At 47.4% G+C, this 25449-nt stretch carries 27 protein-coding genes and 1 pseudogene; 18 read left to right on the top strand and 10 right to left on the bottom strand.

The features are described from left to right. A partial coding sequence (locus tag B4F99_RS00400; RefSeq protein ID WP_290754692.1) for a hypothetical protein occupies positions 1-360 on the top strand: 360 nt, incomplete at its 5' end. 376 nt (positions 361-736) lie between these two features. Further along, a complete protein-coding gene (locus tag B4F99_RS00395; protein WP_290754690.1) occupies positions 737-1477 on the top strand; it encodes a sugar nucleotide-binding protein in 741 nt (246 codons plus the stop codon). Positions 1478-1526: 49 nt separating this feature from the next. On the opposite strand, the gene B4F99_RS00390 is transcribed toward B4F99_RS00395, so the two are convergent. Together B4F99_RS00390 and B4F99_RS00385 are read right to left on the bottom strand one after the other, a co-directional pair. Further along, positions 1527-2666, bottom strand: coding sequence for a globin domain-containing protein (locus B4F99_RS00390; RefSeq protein ID WP_290754688.1), 1140 nt, complete (start codon positions 2664-2666; stop codon positions 1527-1529). 139 nt (positions 2667-2805) lie between these two features. After that, positions 2806-4437 carry an ABC transporter substrate-binding protein gene (locus B4F99_RS00385; RefSeq protein WP_290754686.1) on the bottom strand — a complete coding sequence of 544 codons (1632 nt, stop codon included), beginning with the start codon at positions 4435-4437 and terminating at the stop codon, positions 2806-2808. Positions 4438-4539: 102 nt separating this feature from the next. Here B4F99_RS00385 and B4F99_RS00380 point away from each other — a divergent pair, with 102 nt between their 5' ends. After that, positions 4540-5775, top strand: coding sequence for an MDR family MFS transporter (locus tag B4F99_RS00380; RefSeq protein WP_290754684.1), 1236 nt, complete (start codon positions 4540-4542; stop codon positions 5773-5775). A gap of 15 nt (positions 5776-5790) precedes the next feature. Continuing rightward, positions 5791-6363, top strand: a complete 573-nt coding sequence (locus B4F99_RS00375) for a GNAT family N-acetyltransferase (RefSeq protein WP_290754682.1) — start codon at positions 5791-5793, stop codon at positions 6361-6363. A 60-nt stretch (positions 6364-6423) separates the two neighbouring features. Here the strand turns inward: B4F99_RS00375 and B4F99_RS00370 are convergent, their stop codons facing one another. Both B4F99_RS00370 and B4F99_RS00365 read right to left on the bottom strand, forming a co-directional pair. Beyond that, the gene (locus B4F99_RS00370; RefSeq protein ID WP_290754680.1) at positions 6424-7182 is read right to left on the bottom strand and encodes a hypothetical protein; all 759 of its coding nucleotides are present in this window, start codon (positions 7180-7182) and stop codon (positions 6424-6426) included. Between the two features lies 1 nt (position 7183). After that, positions 7184-7507: a PadR family transcriptional regulator gene (locus tag B4F99_RS00365; RefSeq protein WP_290754678.1), complete on the bottom strand. Its 324-nt coding sequence runs from the start codon at positions 7505-7507 to the stop codon at positions 7184-7186. A gap of 141 nt (positions 7508-7648) precedes the next feature. Between B4F99_RS00365 and B4F99_RS00360 the strand changes: the two genes are divergently transcribed. The 3 genes from B4F99_RS00360 to B4F99_RS00350 are packed head-to-tail and all read left to right on the top strand — an operon-like array spanning position 7649 to position 9967. Further along, the gene (locus B4F99_RS00360; protein ID WP_290754676.1) at positions 7649-8314 is read left to right on the top strand and encodes a GntR family transcriptional regulator; all 666 of its coding nucleotides are present in this window, start codon (positions 7649-7651) and stop codon (positions 8312-8314) included. Beyond that, the gene (locus tag B4F99_RS00355; protein WP_290754674.1) at positions 8314-9246 is read left to right on the top strand and encodes a multidrug resistance efflux transporter family protein; all 933 of its coding nucleotides are present in this window, start codon (positions 8314-8316) and stop codon (positions 9244-9246) included. Before B4F99_RS00360 ends, B4F99_RS00355 begins: the two co-directional genes overlap by 1 nt. Positions 9247-9262: 16 nt before the next feature. Further along, positions 9263-9967, top strand: a complete 705-nt coding sequence (locus B4F99_RS00350; RefSeq protein WP_035408116.1) for a DUF554 domain-containing protein — start codon at positions 9263-9265, stop codon at positions 9965-9967. A 44-nt stretch (positions 9968-10011) separates the two neighbouring features. Here B4F99_RS00350 and B4F99_RS00345 read toward each other — a convergent pair. Both B4F99_RS00345 and B4F99_RS00335 read right to left on the bottom strand, forming a co-directional pair. Next, positions 10012-10481, bottom strand: a pseudogene (locus B4F99_RS00345) (NUDIX hydrolase). A 5-nt stretch (positions 10482-10486) separates the two neighbouring features. Continuing rightward, positions 10487-11230 (bottom strand): arylamine N-acetyltransferase family protein, encoded by a 744-nt coding sequence (locus B4F99_RS00335; RefSeq protein WP_290754670.1) that lies wholly within the window; start codon positions 11228-11230, stop codon positions 10487-10489. Positions 11231-11413: 183 nt separating this feature from the next. On the opposite strand from B4F99_RS00335, the gene B4F99_RS00330 reads away from it, so the two are divergent. From B4F99_RS00330 to B4F99_RS00320, 3 genes are read left to right on the top strand one after another with little or no spacing between them, the layout of a single operon-like run. Further along, positions 11414-12334: an ABC transporter substrate-binding protein gene (locus tag B4F99_RS00330; RefSeq protein WP_290754668.1), complete on the top strand. Its 921-nt coding sequence runs from the start codon at positions 11414-11416 to the stop codon at positions 12332-12334. A 58-nt stretch (positions 12335-12392) separates the two neighbouring features. Beyond that, positions 12393-13376, top strand: a complete 984-nt coding sequence (locus B4F99_RS00325; protein WP_056061249.1) for a FecCD family ABC transporter permease — start codon at positions 12393-12395, stop codon at positions 13374-13376. Then, on the top strand, positions 13373-14341 hold the full coding sequence (locus B4F99_RS00320; RefSeq protein WP_290754666.1) for a FecCD family ABC transporter permease: 969 nt from the start codon (positions 13373-13375) through the stop codon (positions 14339-14341). Before B4F99_RS00325 ends, B4F99_RS00320 begins: the two co-directional genes overlap by 4 nt. A 105-nt stretch (positions 14342-14446) precedes the next feature. Here the strand turns inward: B4F99_RS00320 and B4F99_RS00315 are convergent, their stop codons facing one another. Continuing rightward, positions 14447-15022: a hypothetical protein gene (locus tag B4F99_RS00315; protein ID WP_290754664.1), complete on the bottom strand. Its 576-nt coding sequence runs from the start codon at positions 15020-15022 to the stop codon at positions 14447-14449. Positions 15023-15097: 75 nt separating this feature from the next. Here B4F99_RS00315 and B4F99_RS00310 point away from each other — a divergent pair, with 75 nt between their 5' ends. The 6 genes from B4F99_RS00310 to B4F99_RS00285 all read left to right on the top strand — a co-directional run bounded on the left by B4F99_RS00310 (position 15098) and on the right by B4F99_RS00285 (position 20732). Continuing rightward, positions 15098-15430: a hypothetical protein gene (locus tag B4F99_RS00310; RefSeq protein ID WP_394679490.1), complete on the top strand. Its 333-nt coding sequence runs from the start codon at positions 15098-15100 to the stop codon at positions 15428-15430. Between the two features lie 394 nt (positions 15431-15824). After that, entirely contained in the window at positions 15825-17510 is a 1686-nt protein-coding gene (locus B4F99_RS00305; protein WP_290754663.1) for a GIY-YIG nuclease family protein, read from the top strand. Between the two features lie 637 nt (positions 17511-18147). Continuing rightward, positions 18148-19053 (top strand): methyl-accepting chemotaxis protein, encoded by a 906-nt coding sequence (locus B4F99_RS00300; RefSeq protein ID WP_214853612.1) that lies wholly within the window; start codon positions 18148-18150, stop codon positions 19051-19053. Positions 19054-19172: 119 nt separating this feature from the next. After that, positions 19173-19661: a GNAT family N-acetyltransferase gene (locus B4F99_RS00295; protein WP_214853615.1), complete on the top strand. Its 489-nt coding sequence runs from the start codon at positions 19173-19175 to the stop codon at positions 19659-19661. A gap of 34 nt (positions 19662-19695) precedes the next feature. Then, positions 19696-20274, top strand: coding sequence for a GNAT family N-acetyltransferase (locus tag B4F99_RS00290; RefSeq protein WP_290754661.1), 579 nt, complete (start codon positions 19696-19698; stop codon positions 20272-20274). Further along, the gene (locus tag B4F99_RS00285; protein WP_290754659.1) at positions 20256-20732 is read left to right on the top strand and encodes a GNAT family N-acetyltransferase; all 477 of its coding nucleotides are present in this window, start codon (positions 20256-20258) and stop codon (positions 20730-20732) included. The genes B4F99_RS00290 and B4F99_RS00285 overlap by 19 nt, the downstream gene beginning before the upstream one ends. Positions 20733-20771: 39 nt before the next feature. On the opposite strand, the gene B4F99_RS00280 is transcribed toward B4F99_RS00285, so the two are convergent. Further along, positions 20772-21824 (bottom strand): C45 family autoproteolytic acyltransferase/hydolase, encoded by a 1053-nt coding sequence (locus B4F99_RS00280; RefSeq protein ID WP_290754657.1) that lies wholly within the window; start codon positions 21822-21824, stop codon positions 20772-20774. A 161-nt stretch (positions 21825-21985) separates the two neighbouring features. On the opposite strand from B4F99_RS00280, the gene B4F99_RS00275 reads away from it, so the two are divergent. After that, positions 21986-23692 carry a methyl-accepting chemotaxis protein gene (locus B4F99_RS00275; RefSeq protein WP_290754655.1) on the top strand — a complete coding sequence of 569 codons (1707 nt, stop codon included), beginning with the start codon at positions 21986-21988 and terminating at the stop codon, positions 23690-23692. A 142-nt stretch (positions 23693-23834) separates the two neighbouring features. Here B4F99_RS00275 and B4F99_RS00270 read toward each other — a convergent pair whose 3' ends face one another. Next, entirely contained in the window at positions 23835-24338 is a 504-nt protein-coding gene (locus tag B4F99_RS00270) for a DNA topology modulation protein (RefSeq protein ID WP_214853625.1), read from the bottom strand. Between the two features lie 81 nt (positions 24339-24419). Between B4F99_RS00270 and B4F99_RS00265 the strand changes: the two genes are divergently transcribed. Beyond that, entirely contained in the window at positions 24420-24842 is a 423-nt protein-coding gene (locus B4F99_RS00265) for a hypothetical protein (protein WP_290754651.1), read from the top strand. Positions 24843-24918: 76 nt separating this feature from the next. Here B4F99_RS00265 and B4F99_RS00260 read toward each other — a convergent pair. Then, positions 24919-25449 (bottom strand): IS3 family transposase (locus tag B4F99_RS00260; RefSeq protein ID WP_290754649.1); only part of this gene is annotated, 531 nt, incomplete at its 5' end.

Here is a 25449-nt window from a genome sequence, read left to right as displayed (position 1 = left end):
GCCGTCGTTTTGCAAGGACTCGCAATCGCGATCGTCGCCTATGTCTCGTTCGTCCCAGTGGCTGTCGGTGGGTTTGTCTTGCTCGGTATGGCGCTGACATTGTTCGGGATTCCGTTTGCGACCTTGTTACAACGCTCGACGCCTGCGCACTTGCTCGGACGGGTTCGAACAGCGATGGTCGCAGCATCAACGGCGTGTTCTGCACTCTGTTACGGATTATCATCGTACTTGACGTCGCTCTTTAGCATCTCGTTCGTTTTCCTACTGTTTTCCTTAAGTGGTCTCGTGTTGACAGCTATCTGGTTACTCATTCATCGTAACGTTTCCTTTAACGAAGCACGACAGGACAAGGTCGGATGAAATATCCGCCTTGAGGTGGAGGTAAGCGGTTTCGCGCTTCTGTACACTAGAGATAGAAATGAACGATGAGGAGTGGAGTCGATGGAGAGTTTATGGATCACAGCATTATTGTTTTTGATTCCGATCAGTGGGATGACGGTCTTTTTGAATGTACTGTGGCGTCGAATGGAAACGGAAGGCGTTTCGGAGTAATCATGAACTAAACAGTGCGCCTGCTTACCGAGATTAGATCGGATAGCAGGCGCTTTTTTCATTTGAGTCATGACTGGTCGTAGAAGAATAACCTCAGATTCGTTAATTCAGCGATTCGCGTGTAAACTGAAGTAGCAAGTGGTTTTATGATTTTTTCGATCGAAACTAAGGGGGATGAATCACCATGAAAACGATTATTACAGGCATGAATGGTACGGTAGCGCCTGTCGTTGCGGACGTCTTAGCAAAGCACGACATCGAGACAGTCGCGTGGGATCGGACAAAAGTCTCAACGACTGACGAGTCTCAGATGCGGACGTTTTTAGAAACGGAACGACCGGATTATTTCCTACATATTGGGATGGGGTCCGTCAGTTGGACGGAATCGCTCGTCCGTTTGTGCCAGGAATATCGGATTCCGTTCTTTTTCACGAGTACAGTATCTGTTTTCTCGGACGACGTACCAGCACCGATTGAAAAGGACGCTGTGCCGGATGCGAGCGATGAGTATGGTGCCTATAAGATTGCTTGCGAGCAAGCGATTCAAGCAATTGATCCTCAAGCAAAAATCGTCCGGATCGGCTGGCAGATCGGGACGGAGGCAGGTTCGAACAACATGGTCGACTTCTTCACGAACGAGATGAAGCAACACGGTGTCATTCAAGCAAGTCGAAACTGGTATCCGTCGAGTTCGTTGCTTGAAGATACAGCAGAAGCGCTCGTTACGATTTTACTCGAACAGGAAGCAGGTCTCTATCAGTTGAACGGAAACGATCGTTATTCGATGTACGATTTAGCGCATGCCTTAAATACACTCCACGCGAAAAACTGGACGATTGAACCAGTCGATGAACCGCGCCGAGATAACCGGATGGCGACAGATGTCGTTTTGGTCCGTCCGTTGTCAGAACGATTGCCACTCTAATCAAACATCCCGCTCTCCTTGACGTGTATCAAAGAGAGCGGGATGTTTTTTACTGCGTGACTGGCGTTTCCGCGGCAAAAGCGAGTGCCGGTCCAAAGATTTCGTAATGCAGTTTGTCTGAAGACGCCGTAAAGTGTTTAATGACGTAATGAATCATTGCTTCCGGACCACAGACGTATGTCGGATCCGTGATGCTTGCGATGACGTCTTTCGGCAGACGACCCGCTTGATCCGTCGCCTGGTGCTCTGCGTAACGAATGACGCGAGCGCCACGCTGCTCGAGTAAGGCAAGTTGTTCTGTAAACGGACGATTGCGTTCATCTTGGACGGCGTGATGTAACGTTACCTGTCGACCAGCAGCTAACGCTTCGTCTGCCATTGCAAGCATCGGTGTGATGCCGATTCCACCAGCAATCAGAACGACGGGTTCACCTGATGCATCAAGCGTGAAGGCACCTGCTGGCGCACTGATCAATACCGTGTCACCGACTTGCGCTGCATGTAAGTAGTCCGAGACGATGCCTTCTCGTTTGACACCAATCATATAAGTCGTCGTGTTTGATGCCGTCGTCAGACTGTATTGACGATTGTGCCATAAGCCGTCGCTATCCTGAATCCGTACCGTGATGTATTGCCCTGCTCGATAATCAGGGAGCGGACCGTCCGTTTTGAAAGTCAGCGAGCGGATGCCGTCTGCTTGTTCCTGGATATCTGAAATCTTGACGGACTGATAACCGGAAAAGTCTTTCGCCTGTTCGTCCTGCGCGTATAGTTCGGCTTCGAGTGTGATGAACAAATCGGCAATCTCCCCGTACGCTTCGCCCCATGCTTGCAGGATTGCAGGCGTTGCGGCTTCCCCTAAAACGTCTTGCATCGCTCCGAGTAATTCTTGACCGACGAGTGGATACATCTCCGGCTTGATTTGTAGACTTCGGTGCTTATGGAGCACAGGTAATAAGACCGGTTTTAACGTCTCGAGTCGATCGATGTGAGCAGCAGCGGCATACACGGCTGTAGCGAGTGCTTGCGATTGGCGGTCGCTCCGTTGATTCGATTGATTGAAGACGTGTTTCAGTTCCGGATGAGCTTGAAACAAGCGCTGATAAAAGACTTTCGTGATCGCGGCACCGTGCGACGCAAGGACGGGAACCGTCGATTGAACGATTTGAATGGTAGAGGTTGATAACATAAGACCACTTCCTTTTCACTAAGTAATGAAGACAGTCTTAGTATTTCGTAGCCTCGTCATTAATACAACATTTAAAATACTAGATTAAAGAATATCGTGCGTTTTGTCACAAGCAAGTCAAAATATCGACAAGGATTCGTCACGATTGATTGGAAATCCAGAGCTTTGAGAAATCAAAATAACCGAACGAGTCGATCGTGATATTTTGCAGCTCGATCGGATACGGAATTAGTCGTGTATCGTGATAGAACGGGATGAAATACGATTCGTTAATCAAGTAGCGTTCGATCGTTTGATGAATCGGAAGCCAGTCTTCGAACGGTGTCTTGTCGTATTGTTCGATCCATTTCAGCATTTCTGGCATCTGCTGAAATAGTCGGATTGGCGGTGAGAACGTATTCGTCATGAACTGATAGAAGGCGAACGGTAGATTTCGCTCGAACACTTCAGCATGGACAGCGAGATCGATCGTGTCGTACGCATGAAACTCCGTAATACTCTCTTTAAATCCGACCTCGACGAACTCGTACGGAATTCCGTCTTGATCGAACCGTTCGCAGAGCCAACGTGTTACTTTGTCCGTGAAATCGGTCATCTTGATTCGAATCGGTTGCGTGAATAAGACAGCGGGACCGTCCGGGACAGTATACGGTTGACTATAGGACTCGAGAAAACCACAGTCGTTCGGTTGTGTCCGTTCATGGAAGTCATGAATGCCACCACGGACTTCCGCGACGAGCCGGTGGATATAATGCCGCGCGGCTTTTGATTCAAACGGACCACCAGCACGTGGATGGAGTAAGACGAGACCAAACCCGGATTGCGTTGCGATCGTATCAATCGGACTAGAGTCAGAAGCCGATGTCCGGTAGACCGGGTCATATTGCTCCGGCATCTGGATGAACTCAATCCGGTCGAGCAGGGCGCGGATGCCAAAGTAATTCGGAAATGCCGTCAGAACGGTCTTCTTATCGTCATGTTGCGTCAGTTGAAATGGTCCCGTCCCAACACCGTCCTTGATGATGCTCGTATGTATCGAGGCAAGTTGCGGCAAAATCGAACTCCGGCGCTGATCGAGTGTGAGGTCGACCCGGTACGGACCGTTCGAGACGATCTGTTTGACGTGCCGGTAGGAATAAGCGTAAGCCGGATAGTTGATCAGAGCACGGAGACTCTTCGTCACTTCCTTACTCGTCAGGAGCGAACCGTCATGGAAGCGGACATCCTTCCGTAAGAAGAGACTGAGCATCGGACCATTCCAGACATAGTGATGCGCCAGTTCACCTTGAATATTGCCGTCGACGTCGATCGTAAACAAACGATTGAAGACGTTTTGGACGAGATGGGCACTATGGATATCCGCTGCTTCTAACGGGTGGGTCGTCAAGAAGTTCCGTTTCCGAGGAATCAGCAAGGCGTCCGATGTCGTCTGTGTATAGCCGAATTTTCGTTCGAGCTGCCGCATGAAGCGACCGGCTTGCGCCGGGGACCAGGCCCCCGTCAATTCCTCCGTCCCTGATTCGATCGAATCACTGTCGATCCGCTCGAGCATCCGTTTCGCATACTCCCGTTCAACGTGGCGCAACCAGACGAGTTCACTTAAGTTGCCTCGTCCGCGACCACTCGTGTAATTCATCCAGCCATCTTCCTGCCATTTATTGAGATATCGTTTCGTTTGTTTAGTACTGAGATGGATGGCGTCGGCAAGCGTCGCGATCGAGTAGTGTCCATTTCGGCAAGTCTTCCATAACATAAAAAGATAAGCATCCATCGTCCTTCTCCTCCTTAAAAGGGGACATCTTTTTTAAATGACGTCCATTTTTCTTGTGTCTTGTCTTGTTTACGATACAGGTAGAGAATGGAAGGTGACAATATGAAATGGAAAGAAATACCGAAGCCAATTAAAGTACGTCTCATCACATCGTTTTTCAACCGGGCTGTCTCGTTTTCGATCATGCCGTTCATGGCCCTCTTATTCGTCAAGGCATTCAACGAAGTCGTTGCTGGTGCATTTTTAATTGCAATGGTCTTCGTTAGCTTCGTCACCAATCTACTCGGCGGATATCTCGCTGATCGTTTTTCACGTAAACGCCTACTCGTCACGACATCGATGTTAACAGCACTGACGTTCATCACGATGACGATTTCGTTGACGCTCGACTGGATGCTGCTGTTCATGGTCATCTACGCCGTCTTCTCAGTGACGAGCAATCTCGGTCGCCCGGCGATGAGCGCCATCATCATCGATGCGACGACGAAGGAAAACCGACAAGCGGTCTACGCGCTCGACTACTGGCTGATCAATCTCTCGATTACTATCGGAACGGCGCTCGGTGGCTGGCTCTACGTCAGCAACCAATTACTCTTGTTCTGGATCTTGAGCTTCACGTCGTCTGTCTTACCGATCGCTTACTACCTATTTCTCGAAGACACGCCGCGGACTTGGCAGCGCCAAAAGCTACGTGGCGTTCTCAGCGATATCTTCAACAGTTATCAACTTGCTTGGCAAGATCGTCCGTTCGTCAGAGTTGTCTTTGGTTCAATGTGTATCTTAGCGGCTGAGTTTTCGATGGGGAGCTACGTTGCTGTCCGCCTCGCCGATTCGTTCGAACCGCTCGCATTTGCCGGTTGGTCAATCAATGGGGTCCGGATGATGAGTATTATCAATATTGAAAATACGTTGCTCGTCGTCACTTTGACGTTCATCGTCCAGCGACTTGCGAAACGATTATCACCACGGCGAACGCTTGCAGCAGGTCTCCTTCTTTATTCGATCGGCTACGTCGTCGTAACGAGTGCCAACAGCATGATGGCACTGATGGTCTTCATCTTTATCGCAACGATTGGCGAGTTACTCTACTCCCCGGTCTTGAACACACAAAAAGCGAACATGATGCCGGCGGATCAACGCGGGGCGTACTCAGCCTTCGCGGGAACGTCGTTTGCTGGAGCCGACCTGCTCTCACGGTCGACGATTTTAGTCGGGACATTCTTGATCCCGTCGATGATGAGTGTCTATCTCGGACTGATCCTGTTGACAGGCTTCGGATTGGTCTACACGAGTCTTTTCGTGAAGGAATCGGTCGAACGACAGCGAAACGTATCTTAATAAGGGGGAATCGAGATGAATTTACCAGATACACTAGAAACACCACGACATTTATTGCGCCGCTGGCAAGAAGATGATGCAGCAGCACTGTATGCGTACGCAAAGGATCCAAATGTCGGACCGAAGGCAGGCTGGGCACCACACGTGTCAGTTGACGAGAGTCGCGAAGTCATCGGAATTTTTCAAGGGTCGCCCGGCGAGTATGCCGTGACGGATAAGACAACCGGTGAAGTGATCGGGAGCTTCGGTTTTCACTTTAATCGTCGCCCGGATGAGTCGATCACGCATGACCGTCAAGTCGAGATTGGTTATGTCCTCGCTCCTGACTACTGGGGAGATGGACGGATGCCGGAGATCGTCGAAGCGATTCTTGATTTCATCTTCCGTGAGTTACCAATCGATATCGTCTGGTGCGGACACTTTGATTTCAACGATCAATCACGCCGTGTCGTTGAGAAACTCGGTTTTACGCCTGTTCTTGACCGACCATTCGTATTAGAGCGAATCGACGGTCGGACCGTGACGAGCCATGTCTACAACTGGACGCGTGAGCGGTATGAAGCAAAGAACGGGATGAAGAATACGTAATACATCAAAAACGACCTCAGCGCTGAGGTCGTTTTTTGGTATCAGAATTAAATAGATTCTTTAGAGTTTTGTATTTTTTGACTGATCTTGCTTAGATTTTCGGAGAAAGATAACTGCAATCGTAATCGAGGTCAAAACATAACTCACGAGGACGGCGGTAATCTCTGACAAATTAAATACAAACAAAAGCAGCAGTTGAGGCACGAAAAAGATGGACACTGCAATCGGTAAAATCCATGTCTTCGTCTTCCATGCCGTGACGAGAATCCAGAGAATCAATAGGGCACCAACCATCCAGCTGACGCTTGGGGATAACGTGATCTTTTGTGAATCGACAAGTCCGTTGACGATCAATAGTCCGATGATTAACAGAAAATGAATACTACCATGAATACCATAACGCATGATACGAGGGCGCGCGCCATCACGCAAAGCATCTTGACGGAAGAGAAACGCCAGGGTGGTCAGGTAAACGGCACTAATCAACAGGAAACCGCCAACGAGCAGGATACTGAACGTCGTTGTACCATTCAAGAGGTTTTGGAGATAGAGAAAACTGGATGCGCCGAGAAAAACTTGCAAGACGATCCAAAACGCTTCTTTTGGATCAAATGCCATCTCTTTAGATATCGATTGGATGTAATCGGCGGGACTATCACCCGTGATCGCGCGAACGGATTTTCCGTCTGCTTCCGCTTCGATCAGGTGATCTTCGAGTTCGTTGACAATCTCGTTCGTCGCCAGTTCATTTTTACCCGAAGCAAGTAGGTATACCTTTAAGTCTTCCAAAAATCGTGTTGATTCCGTCGATAGGGTCATCTCATTCGTCCTCCTTTAAAATGCTTTCGACACTCGTTGAAAGGTGATGCCATCTTTGTTTGAAAGCGGCGAGTTCTTCAACACCACTCGTCGTGATCGAATAATACTTTCGTTTTGGACCGGTCGGGGAGACGCGAGAGGTTGCTTCGATCCAGTCCAGTTTTTGCATCCGAATCAATAGAGGATAGATCGTTCCCTCACTGATGTCGGCGAAACCGTACGCTTTCAGTTTCGTCGCCAGTTCATAGCCATAAATCTCTTCTTCCGCAATCAGTGCGAGTAAGCAACCGTCGAGAATTCCTTTTAACATTTGCGTCGATGACATCCGCATCTTCCTTTCGCTACTTGGTATTACAAGGTAATGATACGTTATGCTATTTTGTATTGCAAGGTAGTGAGTAAAATAAATCCAATGAATTTTAGGATGGTGCTTTCACGATGAATTGATATGTAATATATTACTTGTATGAAACCGACAAATGATTTAGCCATTGCACGACTTCCTTTAAGTGAGGAAGTGTATCGACGCTTGCAACACCACATCATCACCTTACGTCTTGCCCCAGGAGAAAAGGTGAACGATCAAGCACTCGCGGAAGCGTTCGGTGTCAGTCGGACACCGGTCCGCGAAGCCTTGAAACGACTCGAAGAGGAGGGATTGATTTTAGCAAAACGGGGTTCACGGACGATCGTGACGGAACTCGATGCCGAACAGGCACAGCAAACCTATCCAATCATTGCGACACTGCAAGGGTTAGCGGCGCGTTTAGCAGGACCAATGCTGACGGATGACGATCTAACAAGTCTGAGGTCAATTCATCAACAATTCACGACGGCAATTGATCAGCAGGATACAGAGGCGGCACTAGCACTTGACGATGCCTTTCACGATGTCTTCGTGCAGCGCAGTCAAAACGATCAACTACGCGAGACGATCCGTCGGTTGACCCCGTTGATCCGCCGGCTCGAATATGCTCAGTTTGATCGTCTCGGACGCCAGTCGATAGCCGATCATGCAACGATTTTAGATGCATGTCAACAACAGGATGTCGAGCAGCTCGTCCAGGCGACGGAGCATAACTGGAACGGACTCGGGCGTCTACTCGTCTCGACATTAAAGGAGGAGAGCTGATGCGACCAATCATTTATGGAATTTTAGCGGCAATGTTTTTTGCGGTCACCTTCATCTTGAATCAATCGATGCAAGGGGCAGGCGGTCACTGGATTTATAGTGCATCGCTCCGCTTTTTCCTGATGTTGCCTTTCTTTGTCGTCATCGTCATGATGCGACGGGGGATCGGGCGCGTCTTCCAGGCGCTTCGAGCCGATATCGGCTTTTGGTTACTTTATGGAACGATCGGCTTCGGACTGTTCTACGGAAGCATCTGTTTTGCTGCTGACTACGCACCAGGCTGGTTGATTGCCGGGACATGGCAGTTGACGATTTTAGCGGGACCGTTGCTTGCCCCCTTGTTCAACCAACGGATCCCGTGGTCAGCACTGAAGTATTCCGTCCTGATCGTCCTCGGGGTCGTCGTCATGCAACTATCGGTCGCGGGAAGCCTATCGCTACAGTCGCTGTTGTTCGGAGCCTTACCGGTCCTCGTCGCGGCAATTGCCTATCCACTCGGGAACCGGAAGATGATGGAACGCTATGGGAACGAGCTCGATGTGTTTGAACGGATTCTCGGAATGACACTTGCCAGTCTACCGTTTTGGATCGTTCTTTCTGTGATTGCCTACATACAGGTCGGCTTACCGAGTGTCAGCCAAGTCACCCAGTCCGGTTTCGTCGCCTTATTCTCAGGCGTCATCGCAACGTCGCTCTTTTTCTACGCGACGTCACTCGTCCGGACAGAACCGGTCCGGTTAGCTGCGATCGAGGCAACGCAATCGTTCGAGATCGTCTTTACTGTTCTCGGAGAGATTCTTTTCCTTCACGCGGCACTACCAACGGGACTCGCAACACTCGGGATCATCCTCGTCATGCTCGGGATGACGTTACATAGTTTGAATCAGGCAGAGCGAACCGTCGTTCGTTCCACTAAACGAAAAATCAATTGAGAAAGTAGGCTGTCAGATGGTTTTAACAGGTACACTCGTCAATACCGTCCTGATCATCATCGGGACGTTGCTTGGATTAATGTTCCACCGGATTCCGGAACGCATGAAGGAGACCGTCCTGCAGGCGATTGGACTTGCTGTCGTCGTGCTCGGAATGCAGATGGGGATGAAAAGCACGAACTTCTTGATCGTCATCGGTAGTCTTGTTCTCGGTGGTGCAATCGGCGAGTGGTTCCGGCTCGATGAGAAACTCGACCGGATGGGAGCGTGGCTCGAACGTAAGATCAGTCGCGGTCGTCCGTCGAACATCGCGGAAGGATTCGTGACAGCGACGTTAATTTTCGTCATTGGCGCGATGGGTGTGTTAGGAGCTCTCGACGGTGGATTACGTCAGGATCACGACGTCCTTTATACGAAAGGATTGATTGACGGGTTTACGGCACTCGTCCTTAGTTCAACGCTCGGGATCGGTGTCATGTTCTCAGCGATTCCCGTCTTTCTCTATCAAGGGGCGATTGCATTAAGTGCCGTTGCGATCACGAAATTTATTCCCGACGCCGCGTTGCAAGAATTCATCTTAGAGATGACGGCGACTGGTGGGGTGATGATTGCGGCAATCGGTCTTAATCTCGCTGGCATCACGAAGATTCGTGTTGCGAACTTGTTACCGGGTATCGTCATCGTCGCAGTTATCGTCACCGGTCTCCATCTGTTCTCATGAAAAATCCCCACTTATCCGATAACGGACGAGTGGGGATTTTCTGTTTATGTCTCGATCAATTCGTGTGTCTCGTAAGCAGTGATTGTATGTCCATCGTAATGGAAGTCATGCAACAACGGTTGATCCGTTGACAAAGCGACCGGTAAGTAATGCCGGAGATTGCTGATGATCCCCATGTTATCATCGTTTATAATCCAGTCGAGCGATTTCCAATCAAGGATGCCTTCGATCGTCATGACCGGTGTCGGAAACGGGCGGTCTTCTAGTTCAGCAAGATAGAGATACATGCCAGACGTTTCTTCCCCGTGTAAGCGAACGATGCCTTTTGGTGTCACCGAATCTAACGGGATGCCGGTCTCTTCGAGCGTCTCGCGGATGACAGCAACTTCCGGTGTCTCGCCGGTTCAATCTTGCCGCCGACACCGTTCCACATGCCCATCGCTGGTCGTTTTTGGCGGTTGACGAGTAAAAAACTATCCGCGTGCCGAATTAAACAAAGCGTATATCGATCCATGTTCATTACTCCTGTCCTAAAAAGTGAGTCTGATACAGCATCTCGAATTGAGCGGGACCTGCGACCGGCAATTCGGTCGTCGTCGTGTCTTCGATTCGTAACGTCCGCTCGGTCAACGTCTTTTGACCGCTTGGAGTCCGCATTGCGATGAGACGACCTTTGTTGAACGGTGAAGCTTCGCTTTGCTGGATGATCTGTTCCATCTTCGATAAGTCACCCTTTGTAATTGCCTTCTCACGGTCGAACTTGTAGCCAGTCACGAACTCGGCTTGTCCTGTCCGCTGCATTTCGAGAACATCACCTTTGCCAATCCGGTAACTACCGCTAGCGGAATGAACCGTCTCCCCACTCAAGGGAACCGGAACGAGCGGTAAATTGACACCGAAGCCGGTATCAAGTAGGTGTGTCTCATTCCAAATGATTGCAACGTGTGTCGGTCCCGTCGCTGACCAGGCTGCTAATTTCTGATCATAGACGGTCGCTTGTACGAGGCGAACGGGACAATTCAGTTCTTGTAGGACACGATGCAGCAGTCCGTTCAAGTCATAACAGACACCACCACGTCGCTCCGTCAGAAACGTTTCGATGAAGCGCTCGTCGTTAAACGGACGGATTCGTTTCTCGAGCACAGTCGTATTCTCAAACGGTAACTGGTAGGCAAAGGCTTCGAGTAAGCGAGGTAACTGATCAAACGTGATCGTCTCAAGCGGAAATCCGAGCCGTTGTTCCAAGTCTTTCATCCAATCCATCTGTAATCCCTCCTTTATATACTACCTGATTATCCCATATTGCTTCAGAAAATGTGAATTCGAGCATATATTATCTGAAAATAAGGATAACCCTTTTGTTCGATGGGAATCTTTGATATGCTGAGACAGGATTAATTAAGAATGATTCTCAATAACGAATCACGAACTAAAGGAGGTCTCATCATGAGACGGAAAACTTGGATGACAGCGTTGACGCTCCTCGTGTTGAGCAGTTTGATGCTTGCGGCCTGTTCAGGTCAAGCAGAACAAACAAACGAAAAGACGCGGACGATTACGCATGAGGCAGGAAAAACGAAAGTGCCGGAGCACCTGAAGAAGGTCGTCGCACTTGAATACTCATTCGTCGATGCGTTAGACGAACTTGGGATTACACCAGTCGGAATCGCACAAGAAAATAAGACCGATGTCTCCGGATTACTCGGAAAAGACATCGCGTTCACGGAAGTCGGTACACGTCAACAACCGAATCTTGAAGTGATCAGTTCCTTGCAGCCGGATTTAATCATCGGCGACTTCAACCGTCATAAAGGAATCTACAAGCAACTGCAAAAAATCGCACCGACGATCATCTTGAAGAGTCGGAATGCGACGTACGAAGAGAACATCGAATCGTTCAAGACGATTGCGGAAGCAGTCGGGAAAACTAAACAGATGGATGACCGACTTGCACTGCATGAAGAACGATTGAATGCAGCGAAGAAAAAGGTGGATCCAAACGACGACCGAAAAGTGATGGTTGGTGTCTTCCGCGCCGATTCACTGACGGCACACGGTGAGACGTCGTTTGATGGTGAATTACTCGAGAAGATCGGTATCGAGAACGCTGTTACGAAAACAGCGGAACCTACCGTTACGATTACGTTAGAGCAGATGGTCAAATGGGATCCGGACGTCATCTTCATGGCGGAAGCCGATCCGAAACTGCTGAAGGAGTGGAAAAACAACCCGCTCTGGAATCAAATCACAGCGGTTAAGAACAAAGACGTTTATGAAGTCAATCGTGACCTCTGGACACGATATCGAGGACTTGATGCTGCAGAACAAATCGTTGAAGAAGCGATTCAATTGTTACAACAGAAATAATGAACGACAAAAGCCGGAGCAATCTGGCTTTTCGTCTTGATGAAAGGGGAACCATCCGGTGCAGCGGAAACGTCTGATTTTTGTACTTCTATTACTCGGTTGCTTGGCGGTTTATAGTAGCCTGTTCTTTGGCATCACACAGATGAATCCGATTCACTTAGTCCAAGAGTGGATCAGTGGCACGACATCAAAAGCAGGGCTCGTCCTGACGAATCTGCGCTTGCCACGTCTCTTACTCGGATTGTTGCTCGGAGCGAATCTTGCCGTTGCAGGGGCAATCATGCAAGCCGTGACACGAAATCCGCTCGCTTCACCGCAAGTCTTTGGTGTCAATGCCGGTGCGTCATTTCTCGTCGTCTTAAGCCTGCTTGTCTTTCCGTCGCTCGGAACGGCTAATTTGATCTACTTCGCCTTTGCCGGTGCCTTAGTCGGTGGAGTGCTTGTCTTTTCGTTCGCCTCCGTTCGCGGGATGACAGCATTAAAACTTGCCCTCGTCGGGATGGCGATTCATCTCTTGTTGACGTCGCTGACGAAAGGCTTGATTCTCTTTAACGACCGGATCACGAACGTCTTGTACTGGTTGTCCGGTTCGCTCAGTGACGCAAGCTGGCTTGAACTACGGATCGTCTTACCGTGGTCACTTGCCGGTTTGCTTCTTGCGGCGAGTCTCGCGAAATCACTCGCTGTCTTCCAACTGGGACAAGACGTCGCGGTCGGTCTCGGTCAAAAAGTGACGCGAATTCGTTTGCTTGCTGGGATCAGCGTCGTCTTACTCGCAGGGGTGACGGTTGCCGTCGCCGGAGCGATCGGTTTCATTGGATTAATGGTTCCGCACATCACGCGGCGCCTCGTCGGGGAAGATTACCGGATCGTTCTGCCGGTCGCTGCCGTCATCGGTGGACTTCTGCTGACGTATGCCGATGTCCTCGCGCGGTTCATCGCCTATCCGTATGAGTCACCGGTCGGCATCGTGACGTCATTGCTCGGTGCACCATTCTTCCTTGTTCTGGCACGTCGTCAGATGAAAGGGGGATTACGATGAAAGACATGCGTCGGATTTTGATTGTTACGGTGCTCGTGTTCTTCGCGAGTTTTGCCTTACTGTCGGTCGGCTCGATTCAGTTATCGTTATCGGATCTATGGCAGTCGTTCTTTGGTGGAAAGGATGCCTTCATCGTTCAAAATTATCGTCTGCCGCGAACTGTCCTTGCTTTCTTAGCAGGTGCGAGTTTCTCACTTGCCGGAGTCATCTTACAAAGTGTCATCCGTAATCCATTGATTTCGCCTGATGTGATCGGTGTGACGAATGGTGCGTCACTGTTCGCCGTCTTAACGATTGCCCTCGTGCCGGATGGTCAGCTCTTGTTAACACCAATCGCTGCTTTCATCGGAGCAGCACTCGTCATGCTGGCCTTAATGATGCTTGAGGGGGGCGGGAATGTCTCCCGCAGTTCGTTTGCGTTGCTTGGTATCGCGGTCAGCGCGATTTGTGCCTCCGGGACGGAATACTTGTTGATCAAGTTTCCACTTCAGACAAACGATTCACTCGTCTGGCTCGCTGGGAGTCTGTTTGGGAAAGGGTGGCAGGAAGTGATGATCTTAGCGCCCGTGCTCGTCGTGATTGGTGCAATCATCTTCTATCGCCATCGTCAACTCGATGTCTTATCACTCAGTGAAGAAGTCAGTATCGGTCTCGGATTACCAATTCGGCGGACGCGGCACATCTTCTTGGCGCTCGCTGTCGTCCTAGCTGGTGTTGCCGTCGCGACGGTCGGTGCGATCGGTTTCCTCGGTCTGATTGCCCCGCATTTGGCGCGGCGTCTCGTCGGTCATAAACATCTCGCCGTCTTACCGATGGCATTGTTGCTCGGCGGAGGGTTACTCGTCGTTGCCGACGCGCTCGGTCGGGGGATTCATCCACCACTTGAAGTACCAGCCGGATTGATCACAGCGATCATCGGTGTTCCGTATTTCCTGTATCTTTTACGGAGAGAACGGACGGCATGATGTTCGATCTACCAAAATGGAGTCCTAGCGATTACGCGAAGAACTCCATTTTTATGAAAGGAAAGAAGTACGCACTTGACGAATCATGGCGACATCTTTCTATATTTATTTGGCTTCAAGTTGGTTTGATTTTTCTACTTCCTCTTTATACTTTTCTAAAAATTCATCAACTGAAACGTTATTAGCGTTTGGATTCGATTCAATGGTTAATTTACTCGAAGAAACCGATGTGCTTTGATCGTCTACATGTGATGGAATTTCAAGTACCAATTGATCACCTAAACCCGTTTCAAGACCACTTTTTCCGAAGTTAAAAGTTCGTGTGACATACGCTTCAGCATAATTTTTTTGATTCTCTGAATAGACTTTGACATCAGAAATGTTGTATTTGAATGAATTCAGCTGAATTTTATCGACTTCCGTAGTGGATAGAAAAATCAATACAGCCTCGTCCCCTTCAGATAACTTTGAAAGGTTAGTATGTGCTAACGGAGTATTGTTTAAAAAATCTGCTTTTTGTTGCTCAAGCACTGTAGTGAAAAAATCGAAAGCTTGTTCCTCTGTGATGCTACTCTTAGATTTTTCTTGTGCAACATTAGAATCGGCAATCGCATTACTCCATAAGAAACCAGCATATAGGATGACACCTAAAGTGAGGGATGAAAAAATAGTTTTTTTCACGATCGCGACCTCTTTCTATTGTTTGATTCATGTTATTATATAACAAAAAAAACCAAAAAAGGAAAGGGTATAAAAATGAGTAAATCGAATTTTAAGAAAAAAAGGAAAAAGAAAGTATTGGCACTATTTTTAGGAGTCATAGCCCTCATTGTATTACTCATGCCTGTACTATCACCTATTCTGTTTACGGATGCTACGCCTAGAGGTGCTCTTAGACACGAACTATACAAACAAGGCTATTACTATCAAAATTACTTTGCGATCATTACGGAACAAGATCCTGTTGCAGAACGGTACCATATGTTTTGGTATGATTGGAAAAGTGAAACGGGAGGAACACCTTTTATCTGTTATTCAAAGAAGGTAAACGCGGAAAAGTATGCTGTTTCCTGCGGTACGGGTCCATAAGCAATATTTTAAACATCTTGATCATGCTACCAGTACATCGTATTTCATCGGTGTCAGGTAGCCTGACTTTTTTTATTTCATTGGAGCCGTCATAGAGAAATCTTTATACAGATCAAATTTCTGAACCTAGATTCAAGAAGATTTTTCCTACGATACTTCCTCGACTTCGAGTCGATAGACGTTGATGTATTGAGAGACGAGATAGGTGTTGATTGTAGCAGTAGTCTTTTTTACAATTGCATATTTATTGCTATTTCATTTTAAACTTAAATCTTTGTAAATATTTACATATTGTGAGAAGGTTTAAGTGTGAGGTATTTAATATATGATATTGGCTTTTATCAGTGAGTGAAACGAGTTCATCAAATATTATGGAGAAAGAAGTTGATATGATATGACGAAAGATAAATCTGGAGGAATGAAGGCAAAAGTTCCTTGGTATTTTAGTGGGTGGCTAATAATCTTGTTGATTCTGACTGGTGTTATAACGTTCGGTATAACTTCAATGATAGGTATCATATTATTGTTTGGCCGTCTCTACTATATCAAGTCTGAAAAACTAAAATCTCAGATTTCCGAAGCTGCTAACTTACAACAAGAAATCACTTCATTGAAAACAGAGTTAGATACGCTAGATATCAAGCGGAAAGAAATCCAAAACAATATTTCGAATTCTGAAGTCATCTTTGAAGAAAGTAAAGCACAATACATAAAGCAAATCCGTTCTGAGTTTGAATCTGAAGGAAAACGAATTATCGAAGAAATTATATCAGACAATCAAGAGAAAATCTCCGAGCTCCAAAAGTTCGCGGAAGAACGTGATGTTTTAGCGGTTGAAAATGAAAAGTTAAGCAAAAATATTAAATCTCAAAGTACAAAGCTTTCAAAATTGAAAACGGAGTTCAATGGTATTCGCAACTTAATTAGTATATTTCCTAAGTTGTTCAATGAACAAGATCTTCCGAATGAGTTAGATCTTCTATTGGCAGGTTATGATGAAGAAAGTATCATGAAGAGTTTGGTAGAGCTAGATTACCATTCTATGAATTCAAAAGAATTACGTAAACAGATTAATAAAATCAAAAAAGAGATAGCTACACTGTTAGACAGATACAAAGATCGCTATAAAACAAAAGCGAATCAAGCTATTTATCAGTTGATGGTGGTTGGCTTACAAGCAGAACTGCAAAATATTCTCTATACTCTCTCATACGCTAAGCATGAGGAGGCTATTGGTAATGCGAAAGCTCTAATTCGGAAATATTTAGCTATTTCAACTAACGGTAATGCTTCCATTTCACCTACAATCTCTAAATTTTTGGCAGAACTAGAGCCATTGTTCATCGAAGCGGTAGAGGTCGAGTACCAATATTACATTAAACGCGAACAGGAAAAAGAAGAACAACGTCTAATACGAGAGCAAATGCGTCAAGAAGCTGCAGAACGCAAAGAACTAGAAGCACAAAAGAAAAAATTAGAATCAGAAGAGGCAAAATTCGATGTAGAATTACAACGAACGAACGAGCTTATGATAAGCGAAAATAACCCTGACATTATTGCTCAACTGCAGTCACGCATTGAAGAACTTTTACAACAGCAAAATAACATCTTAGAGCAAAAAGAAGAAATTTTAAAGAGAGCGAACGGCAAGGCTGGTTACGTTTACGTCATCTCGAATCTAGGATCGTTCGGTCAACAGGTATTCAAAGTGGGAATGACAAGACGTATGAACCCACAAGATCGAGTAGACGAACTTGGGGACGCCTCTGTACCATTTAAATTTGATGTACATGCAATGATTTTCTCCGATGATGCAGTAGGTTTAGAATATCAACTTCATAAAGAATTGACATCCAAGCGATTTAATAAAGTAAATTTACGTAAAGAGTTTTTCGTAACAACAGTTGAAGAATTACAAACCTTAGTCGAAACAATCGATCCAACTGCTGAGTTCAAGACATCGATGATTGCACAAGAGTACTTTAGAAGCATTGAAATGGATGAAGAGGGAATTATGCCTACTGCTAGTATGTCCTTCGAAAAAAATGAAGTCGAAGTGAATGCGACTATTTTAAGTTAAAATGCTTCAAATAGCAGCATCCAGCGAACAACCTAGTATAATAATCATCATGTTTTGCTTAGTGATAAATGATTAATTCCATATTATTAATAGGCTATCTGACATCGTTAGATACGGTGTCAGGTAGCCTATTTTTTAAACTCGCTCTTAGTTGAACAAGTTAAATTATTTCTAATGTTTTAAGAGGTTTCTTGAGCTCCTAATGAAGGAAGTTACTCAGCTTTATGCAGAGCGAATTTCTGTACCTAGTTTCAAGAAGATTTTTTCTAAGGACGCTTTTTCTACTTCAAGTCGATAAACATGGATGTGTTACGAGACCAAACCCAATAAGTACGAAACCAAGCGGCATCCAGGCAGCGGGTGCGAAGATGAAACAGCCAGCCCTGACAAATGCCGTCCATTGACCGACATGAATCAAACGACTGAGTCACTACTGATGTCTGGGAATAAAAGACAAGTTGAAAAAGAGGTGTAGGATAAGAATATTTAGAGAAATAACGTTTCATCCTATCGTTGTCTGGCTATATAAAAAGAAGATAAAAAATTTTAGTCATATATCTTTAGTTCATACTATTCTGATTTGTAATATCTTGGATAGCCTGTAACAGGAGGTAGATGGCGAGAGGAGCTTGTAATCATGACCACCCAACTTTCAACCGACCTAGGATCCCAAGATATTTTAGCCTCCCTGCGAGATAATGTCGCAATGATTCGATTCGACCGACAACGTCGTGTCGTCGACGTCAATGGTTTATTCGCTAAGACGATGAAATATAAACGAGAAGAGATGATCGGGATGCAACACCATCTCTTTTGCACAACCGAATTTGCAATGAGTGACAGTTACCAGGCATTTTGGCAGAAGCTTTACAGTGGTTTCAGTACGGCAGATAAAATTGAACGAATCGATGCGCATGGTCAGTCGATTTGGCTAGAAGCTACCTATATGCCGATTTACGATGGAACGGAAGTGACAGGTGTCTTGAAGATCGCTTCTGATATTACTGATCGTCAGCAGACGATTCAAAAGTTTGCGACTTCGTTTGATATGATTGCTAGTGATTTGAATACGCGGTCGACGCATGGCGAGCGAGAAAGCGAAGCGTTACGGCGAACGATCGAACAGATGGCCGAGACGACCCGCGATAATCATCTGACGATTGAACGACTGCAGCGCCAAGCGCAAGACATCACCCAAGTGACCGAGACGATCAAAACGATCGCCTCACAGACGAATCTCTTGTCACTCAATGCATCGATCGAGGCAGCGCGAGCCGGTGAACACGGAAAAGGATTTAACGTCGTTGCGACGGAAGTCCGAAATCTCTCGAAACTCGTTGAACAAGCTGTCGTCGATGTCCGCCAGACGACGCAACGCATGAACGATGAACTGCAGCGGATTGCCCGTGCGATGACGCAAGCAACGAATGATGCACAAGCAAGCGTCACCGTCGTCGCAGAAACAGTTGATCGTTTCCATGACGTGCAGAGTGCGGCATCCACGTTGACGGAGACGGCGCGGGACTTTACACAAGTGATATAACGTTATAGATGATACACGGCATTCCGGTCGACTGGAATGCCGTTTTATTTTTGAAAGTCCACCCGTTCTTTGGAATAATATGTTAATATACTACAAAACGAAAAGGGAGCGATTTTCTAATGAACATTCGAACCGCCCGCCCTGACGATTTTCAGGCGTTGATTCCGCTATTCCAACAAATTCATGAGCAGCATGTAGCTTTACGCCCCGATCACTACCGTCCGCACGAGATGCCGGTTTCGGAAGACTTATTTTTGTCGCAACTCGACCGATCAGATTTCGAAATCCTCGTCGCGGAATACAAAGGACTTGCCGGTGTGATCGTCTTAAAGGAAGATATCATCGAAGGGAGCGGCTTCGTCTTTGATAAACATTACTTACGGGTCATCAGTCTCGTCGTTGCGGATACGCATCAGAAGCAAGGAGTAGGCAAGCGATTGATGCAAGCCGCTTACGCGCATGCGGAAACAATTGGTTGCGACCGGATCGAACTCGGCGTCGATGACGCCAATCAAGAAGCGATCGCCTTTTACGAGGCACTCGGAATGTCTGTCCGCTCAAGACGGATGGAATGGAACGTGACGTCTAGCAGGGAAACGACGTCGTGACGTCAAACAACAGTTACTAGAAAGGAGAGAGGTCATGTTCAGGTTACAAGTGTCCGATCACGTATCGCTTCAATTGTTCGAACGGCACCATGCGGAGACATTATTCGCCCTTGTCGATGCCAATCGCGCACATCTTCGCGAATGGCTCGGTTGGGTTGATGGTACAACAGATGCCATTACATATCAGGAAGTAGTCATCCCAGCATGGTTGCAACAGTTTGCCGATGGTAACGGGTTTACGTGTGGCATCTATCTTCAGGAGGAACTCGTCGGAACGATCGGTTTGCATGCAATCGATCGGCACCTCGGACAAACGTCGATCGGCTATTACTTAGGAGAAAAGGGACTCGGAAAAGGTATCATGACGGACGTCGTCCGGTTCGTCACGAACTATTGTTTCGAGACGCTCGGTTTGAACCGCGTCGTCATCGAGTGTGCGACGGGAAACGTCCGGAGCAGACGAATCCCGGAACGACTCGGATTCACGAAAGAAGGCATCTTACGGGACGCCGAGAAATTATACGGGACGTATCACGACATCCAGGTCTATGCGATGTTACGACGGGACTGGACGAAAACGCAGGAGGTGGCAGCATGCGCATCGAGCCAATGAAACAAGCGACCTATGAGGTGTATCTACCCGTGGCAATCGAGGGGTATGCGGCAGAGAAGTGTCGCGCCGGTACGTGGTCAGAGAACGAGGCGCATGATAAGTCGACAGAAGAGTTCGCGAAGTTGTTGCCTGAAGGTCTGAAAACGAAGAATCATTATTTGTTTACGTTTCGTGACGAGACAGACAGCGACATCGGAATGGTCTGGGTTCACGTAAAAGAAGAATCACGCGGACGTTCCGCTTTCATCTTCGATGTCAAGATTACGTCCGATAAACAAAACCAAGGGTACGGCAAAGAAGCACTCCGATTACTGGAAGTGATGTTAAAACGAATGAACGTCAAAAAGATTTCGTTACACGTCTTCGCGCATAACGAACGGGCGATTCATGTGTATGACTCGCTCGGGTATGAGAAAACGGATTATTATATGTCGAAACGACTAGACGATTCCGAGTAAAAAGATGCCTCTTGCGCAAGCAAGAGACATCTTTTTCGTTTAACGCCATGTCTGAAGTGTATTCGCGAACTGGATGTTCGTCTCAAGTTCTCCTGTGATTTCACTTGCTGTGAAGTCATTGCCGGCGAGCCAGTCAGCAAAGTCGAACGTGACCGGTTCTTGATCACCCCCGAGTGCGAACCATACCTTTAACTCCTCCGGGAAGTAGGCAGACGTATGGATCGTTCCTGCCCACTGCGCATATAAATCAGCGAAGACGCCTTTATCGGTATCATTCAGGAGTCGAAAAGCAGACTCTGCATCTTGAATCATGTGTTGATGAGTCTTCAGCTCCATCATTCGACGTTTCGAGTCATCGAGATGATAGCGGTTCTCGTGTTGTAGCAAATCAAAATGGTTCGTACATAGATTCGATTCCCGCACTTGGACGTCTCGCGCCGTCGCCTCGATCACGAACGAACGCGCGGATTTGTCGTGGACGACGTATGTGAACGATCCACGATGCGGAATCTCCTTGACGAGTGAGATTGCATCGTCGACCGACGTACACATCTCGAGGATGATCCGTCCGATCATGAAGCTGACGAATCCATCTCCCGGCCGCCGACGATTGATGAAATTATAGCCCATCGCAAGACCATGTTCGTTCATCCCGTCCATTCGACCGGTCACCCGAGATGCCGGACCGATGATCGCTGAACCGCCATCGTTCGGTTGAAAGACGGAAAATCGTCCGTCATATGTCATCGGATGATAGTCATAGTTTCGAACGAGGAAGTTATCACCGGTCATGATTGAACAACCGCTTTTCGGTCCTTCGACCCGGTAATGTCCGAAATGGAGTAATGTGTCTGGCAATGATAGTTTGAGTTCGTCTTGCAGTCCGAGCAACTCGTCCCAAATATGCGGGGCATACCGAAGAAACATCTCCTTTGTCTCGACCGGATCGACTTGAAAGCGGGGGACACGGATTTTCCAGTTGTCCTCGCGGTTATGGAGTAACTGATTTCGTTTAACGTAACGCCCTTGTTCGCGACCAAACTCATAATGACTGCCGCGGAATTGTGTGATTTCATTGGCTACACGTTGCATAGGACTCACCCTTTCTTCAACTGCTGTACGCTGATTATATCGAATGGATGACCGAAAGTCGTATAGAAGGACTTTATTGGAGCACATCAAAATATGGGAATATTGAAAAAACAGTCAACTTTTTCAATCCTGAACCGATAACAAAAGCGGGAGGGGATGGAATGAAACACATGTCAGTCAGACGGAAGATACAAGCTTTGATCGCAACAGCCGTCGTTGCGATGCTACTCATTGCGGGAGCAGGACTCTATTTCTTGAATCAGATGTCCAGCGCTTCCCGAGCGATGTATCAGGAGAACTTGATTCCGATCCAAGAAGTAGCACAGATTCGGATCGATACACGGGCTCTTGATTCCTTTTTAGTCGAGATGATTCTAACGAAGAATGAGGAACGCATCACAGAACTTCAAGCTGATATCGATACACGTCAGGCTCAGATTCGGTCGTCGGTCACGAAGATTGAAAAAACGGGGCGATTCGATGCGCGAGAAAAGAAACAACTCGAGGAGTTGAAGGATAATGTCCTCGCTTACGACAACTCGATGACGCTCGTTCAAGATGCGGCGACGCGCAACGAGACAGAGGAAGCCTACACGGCGTATTCCGATGGTCTGGAACAAGTTCGTGATAACGTCGCAAACTCAGCAAAGTCATTGATGGCTTCGATGACGAAACAAGCGAAGACGCTTGACGCCCAGAACCAAGCGAAAAAAGAGACCGCCTTTTACATAATGCTCGGTATCTTTTTACTCACGGTCCTCTTGTTTGCAGGACTTGCCATATACATCACACGTCTCATCACGCGTCCAATTCGTCAACTGCAAGGCTGGATGGATCAATCAGGTAAGGGTGACTTGACCGTCCGAGGTCATTACGATTCGAAAGACGAACTCGGTCAATTGACGACATCGTTCAATGAAATGATCGCCTCACAACAACAAGTCGTCCTTGAACTGACGGGAACGGCAGACCGCGTCGCTGTTGCGTCGGATGAACTGAGCGTCAATGCGGAATCAACGACGAAAGCAACGGAGATGGTCGCTGTGACGATGGAAGAGATGGCAAGCGGCGCAAGTCAACAGCTGCATCAAGTGTCCGATGCTTCACGGACGATCGAAGAATTGACGACGTCCGTCCGTTACGTCGCCGGTAATGCGCAACAGATGACGCAACGGACGACAGAGGCGATGGAAAAAGTTGCCCACGGTGGAAAGGTCGTCGGTACACTTGGGACACAGATGGGACGCATTCAAGAAGACGTCTCGCAACTCAGCCAAGTCATCGATGGTCTAGGCAACCGATCACAGGAAATTGGTCAAATCACGGATTCGATCAAAGGTGTCGCGGCGCAGACGAATCTCCTCGCGTTAAACGCCGCAATCGAGGCGGCACGCGCCGGCGAACAAGGACGCGGATTTGCCGTCGTTGCAGCGGAAGTCAAGACGCTTGCTGAACAATCGGCGGTCTCGGCAAAACAAATCGAGTCGTTGATTCGGATCATTCAGCAAGAGACGGAGGCGTCGGTCGCCTCGATGGAGAAAGTCTCAACCGAGATGACGAGCGGGATTGCCGTCGTCGATCAGGCAGGGACATCCTTCTCGGAAATCGAGACAGCGATCACCGACGTGACAGGGCACGTCGAAGATGTGTCCGGCGCAGTTCAGGAAATGGCGGCAGCGAGTGAACAGATCGCTTCTGTCATGCGGACGATTCAAGCGGTGACGGAAGGAACCGCTGCTGGGACACAAAACATCTCCGCTTCGACCGAGGAGCAGATGGCGTCTATGGAAGAAATTTCGTCTGCATCGCAATCGCTCGCGACGATGGCGGATGATTTAAAACAAGTCACAGGCAGATTCAGCGTGTAAGATATTGCACTACGACCATGAGGGGTAACCGTCATGGTCGTTTTTTTATTTGTGGTAATGACTGGAAAACGGGCAGGAGAGTAAATTTGTTTCGTCGTATGTACATCACTAAGGATGACGAAAGGTAACAGATGGACGGATGTTATGAAAGTGATTGAAGAAACTGTTTGACAGCGCGGCGGGACCGCAAATGAACGATTTGTTTATCGGACGTCGCTTTAAGCGTTGAAAGGATACTCGGTCGCTTATCGATCGGAAACCGCCAAATCCATTTCAGAAAATCAAGCGACAGTTTCTCGGGACAGCCTGCCGCCATATCCGGTCGGCCGGTCTTACGATAGCGCAAGGTCCGTTTCATCGCACGGTACAGACAAAGCGTCCGCGGCAGATCAAGGAAGATGACCGTATCAGCGGCATCGATTCGTAAGTCAAGCGTTCCACCGTAATTACCGTCGATGATCCATGTATCACGCGATATGAGTGTTTGTTGAATCTGGCGTTGTTCCTCACGCGAAACCGCCTCCCAGTTCGGACGCCACAATAAGCTGTCGAGGTGATCAACGGGATAACTTAGTTTTTTGCCCATCTCGCGGGCAAACGTCGATTTACCGGACCCACCAGAACCAATCAGGATGATTTTTCGCATCATAGACCTTCTATTTTTTGTCATAGGAATTGATCATATCACGGTTTTCTAGTCGAGGATAGAACGAAAGGAGTGAATGAGATGGTACCAAATTTCATAATCGAAGGGATGACGATCGTTTTTACACTACTCGTAATCAGCTGCGGCGTGATATTCCTGCCGCAGCGGTGGAAGCGATATGGCTTAATTTTACTTGGTTTGGTGGCAATCGGGTGCAGTTCCTTTTGGTACATCCGACCGACGCTCGTCAATCAACAGATTGCTGAGAATGAGAAATTGCTTAAGGTGGAACTAGCACGTCGATTCCCTGATGAAGTCTACACTACAAAAACACAAAAATTTTCGTATGAGTCTTCGGCGAATCCGGCTTCAATCGAAGTCGAATTTGCAAATGAACCTAACGTAACTTATTTTCTAGATATGGAAGGGAACCGGATTAGGTTGTCAAGTTTTATCTTTAAAAACGGAGGATTTCCAGAGGATTTACAGCATGAATTCAAATAAAGACCGGATGCTCAAAACATCTGGTCTGAACTGAGCCCTACAGTTTGGACAGTTTAATAAAAGCACCCTTAACGTTTTAAGCTGCTATGAGATGGCTTCGGTATTGTACCGGAGTCATCTTTTGTAGTTTCCATTGTCTTCGTTCGCTATTGTAATAATCAATGTAAGCATCGACCATGGCACAGACCTCATCGAGGTTAGATGCTAATTTATAATCGACATAATCTTTCAAGTGCCCAAAGAACGATTCCATCGGGGCATTATCCAGGCAGTTTCCTCTACGAGACATGGATTGAAGCATTCCCATCTCACGGATACGTGTTTGATAAGCAGGATGCGTATAATGGAATCCTTGATCGGAATGTATCATGGCTTCCGGGTGTATATTCCCTTGAAGTCGTTCTGCGAGTTTATTCGTTGTATGAAGGACGAGTTCCATATGGAGGCTTTTAGATACATGATGTGCCATAATTTCACGTGTAGCGATATCCTTCACACAAGAAAGATAAACAGTTTGACCAGATCCAATACGGAGATAAGTGATGTCTGTGACGAATACTTTACCAGGCTCCTGCTGATCGAACCGACGGTTCAAGTGATTTGGTAC

It is taken from the genome of Exiguobacterium sp. UBA3491 (assembly GCF_002377745.1).
In the GTDB taxonomy this organism is placed as follows: domain Bacteria; phylum Bacillota; class Bacilli; order Exiguobacteriales; family Exiguobacteriaceae; genus Exiguobacterium_A.
Note: the sequence above shows the minus strand (reverse complement) of the source record. Positions and strands in the feature narration are given on the sequence as shown.

What these genes read in the sequence shown, in the direction of transcription:
- B4F99_RS00265 (WP_290754651.1), top strand. Translation starts at nt 24,420, where the DNA reads ATGGTACCAAATTTCATAATCGAAGGGATGACGATCGTTTTTACACTA.
- B4F99_RS00360 (WP_290754676.1), top strand. Translation starts at nt 7,649, where the DNA reads ATGAAACCGACAAATGATTTAGCCATTGCACGACTTCCTTTAAGTGAG.
- B4F99_RS00395 (WP_290754690.1), top strand. Translation starts at nt 737, where the DNA reads ATGAAAACGATTATTACAGGCATGAATGGTACGGTAGCGCCTGTCGTT.
- B4F99_RS00285 (WP_290754659.1), top strand. Translation starts at nt 20,256, where the DNA reads ATGCGCATCGAGCCAATGAAACAAGCGACCTATGAGGTGTATCTACCC.
- B4F99_RS00330 (WP_290754668.1), top strand. Translation starts at nt 11,414, where the DNA reads ATGAGACGGAAAACTTGGATGACAGCGTTGACGCTCCTCGTGTTGAGC.
- B4F99_RS00335 (WP_290754670.1), bottom strand. Translation starts at nt 11,230, where the DNA reads ATGGATTGGATGAAAGACTTGGAACAACGGCTCGGATTTCCGCTTGAG.
- B4F99_RS00310 (WP_394679490.1), top strand. Translation starts at nt 15,098, where the DNA reads ATGAGTAAATCGAATTTTAAGAAAAAAAGGAAAAAGAAAGTATTGGCA.
- B4F99_RS00350 (WP_035408116.1), top strand. Translation starts at nt 9,263, where the DNA reads ATGGTTTTAACAGGTACACTCGTCAATACCGTCCTGATCATCATCGGG.
- B4F99_RS00375 (WP_290754682.1), top strand. Translation starts at nt 5,791, where the DNA reads ATGAATTTACCAGATACACTAGAAACACCACGACATTTATTGCGCCGC.
- B4F99_RS00385 (WP_290754686.1), bottom strand. Translation starts at nt 4,437, where the DNA reads ATGGATGCTTATCTTTTTATGTTATGGAAGACTTGCCGAAATGGACAC.
- B4F99_RS00295 (WP_214853615.1), top strand. Translation starts at nt 19,173, where the DNA reads ATGAACATTCGAACCGCCCGCCCTGACGATTTTCAGGCGTTGATTCCG.
- B4F99_RS00390 (WP_290754688.1), bottom strand. Translation starts at nt 2,666, where the DNA reads ATGTTATCAACCTCTACCATTCAAATCGTTCAATCGACGGTTCCCGTC.
- B4F99_RS00355 (WP_290754674.1), top strand. Translation starts at nt 8,314, where the DNA reads ATGCGACCAATCATTTATGGAATTTTAGCGGCAATGTTTTTTGCGGTC.
- B4F99_RS00380 (WP_290754684.1), top strand. Translation starts at nt 4,540, where the DNA reads ATGAAATGGAAAGAAATACCGAAGCCAATTAAAGTACGTCTCATCACA.
- B4F99_RS00280 (WP_290754657.1), bottom strand. Translation starts at nt 21,824, where the DNA reads ATGCAACGTGTAGCCAATGAAATCACACAATTCCGCGGCAGTCATTAT.
- B4F99_RS00320 (WP_290754666.1), top strand. Translation starts at nt 13,373, where the DNA reads ATGAAAGACATGCGTCGGATTTTGATTGTTACGGTGCTCGTGTTCTTC.
- B4F99_RS00370 (WP_290754680.1), bottom strand. Translation starts at nt 7,182, where the DNA reads ATGACCCTATCGACGGAATCAACACGATTTTTGGAAGACTTAAAGGTA.
- B4F99_RS00300 (WP_214853612.1), top strand. Translation starts at nt 18,148, where the DNA reads ATGACCACCCAACTTTCAACCGACCTAGGATCCCAAGATATTTTAGCC.
- B4F99_RS00365 (WP_290754678.1), bottom strand. Translation starts at nt 7,507, where the DNA reads ATGTCATCGACGCAAATGTTAAAAGGAATTCTCGACGGTTGCTTACTC.
- B4F99_RS00305 (WP_290754663.1), top strand. Translation starts at nt 15,825, where the DNA reads ATGACGAAAGATAAATCTGGAGGAATGAAGGCAAAAGTTCCTTGGTAT.
- B4F99_RS00290 (WP_290754661.1), top strand. Translation starts at nt 19,696, where the DNA reads ATGTTCAGGTTACAAGTGTCCGATCACGTATCGCTTCAATTGTTCGAA.
- B4F99_RS00270 (WP_214853625.1), bottom strand. Translation starts at nt 24,338, where the DNA reads ATGCGAAAAATCATCCTGATTGGTTCTGGTGGGTCCGGTAAATCGACG.
- B4F99_RS00275 (WP_290754655.1), top strand. Translation starts at nt 21,986, where the DNA reads ATGAAACACATGTCAGTCAGACGGAAGATACAAGCTTTGATCGCAACA.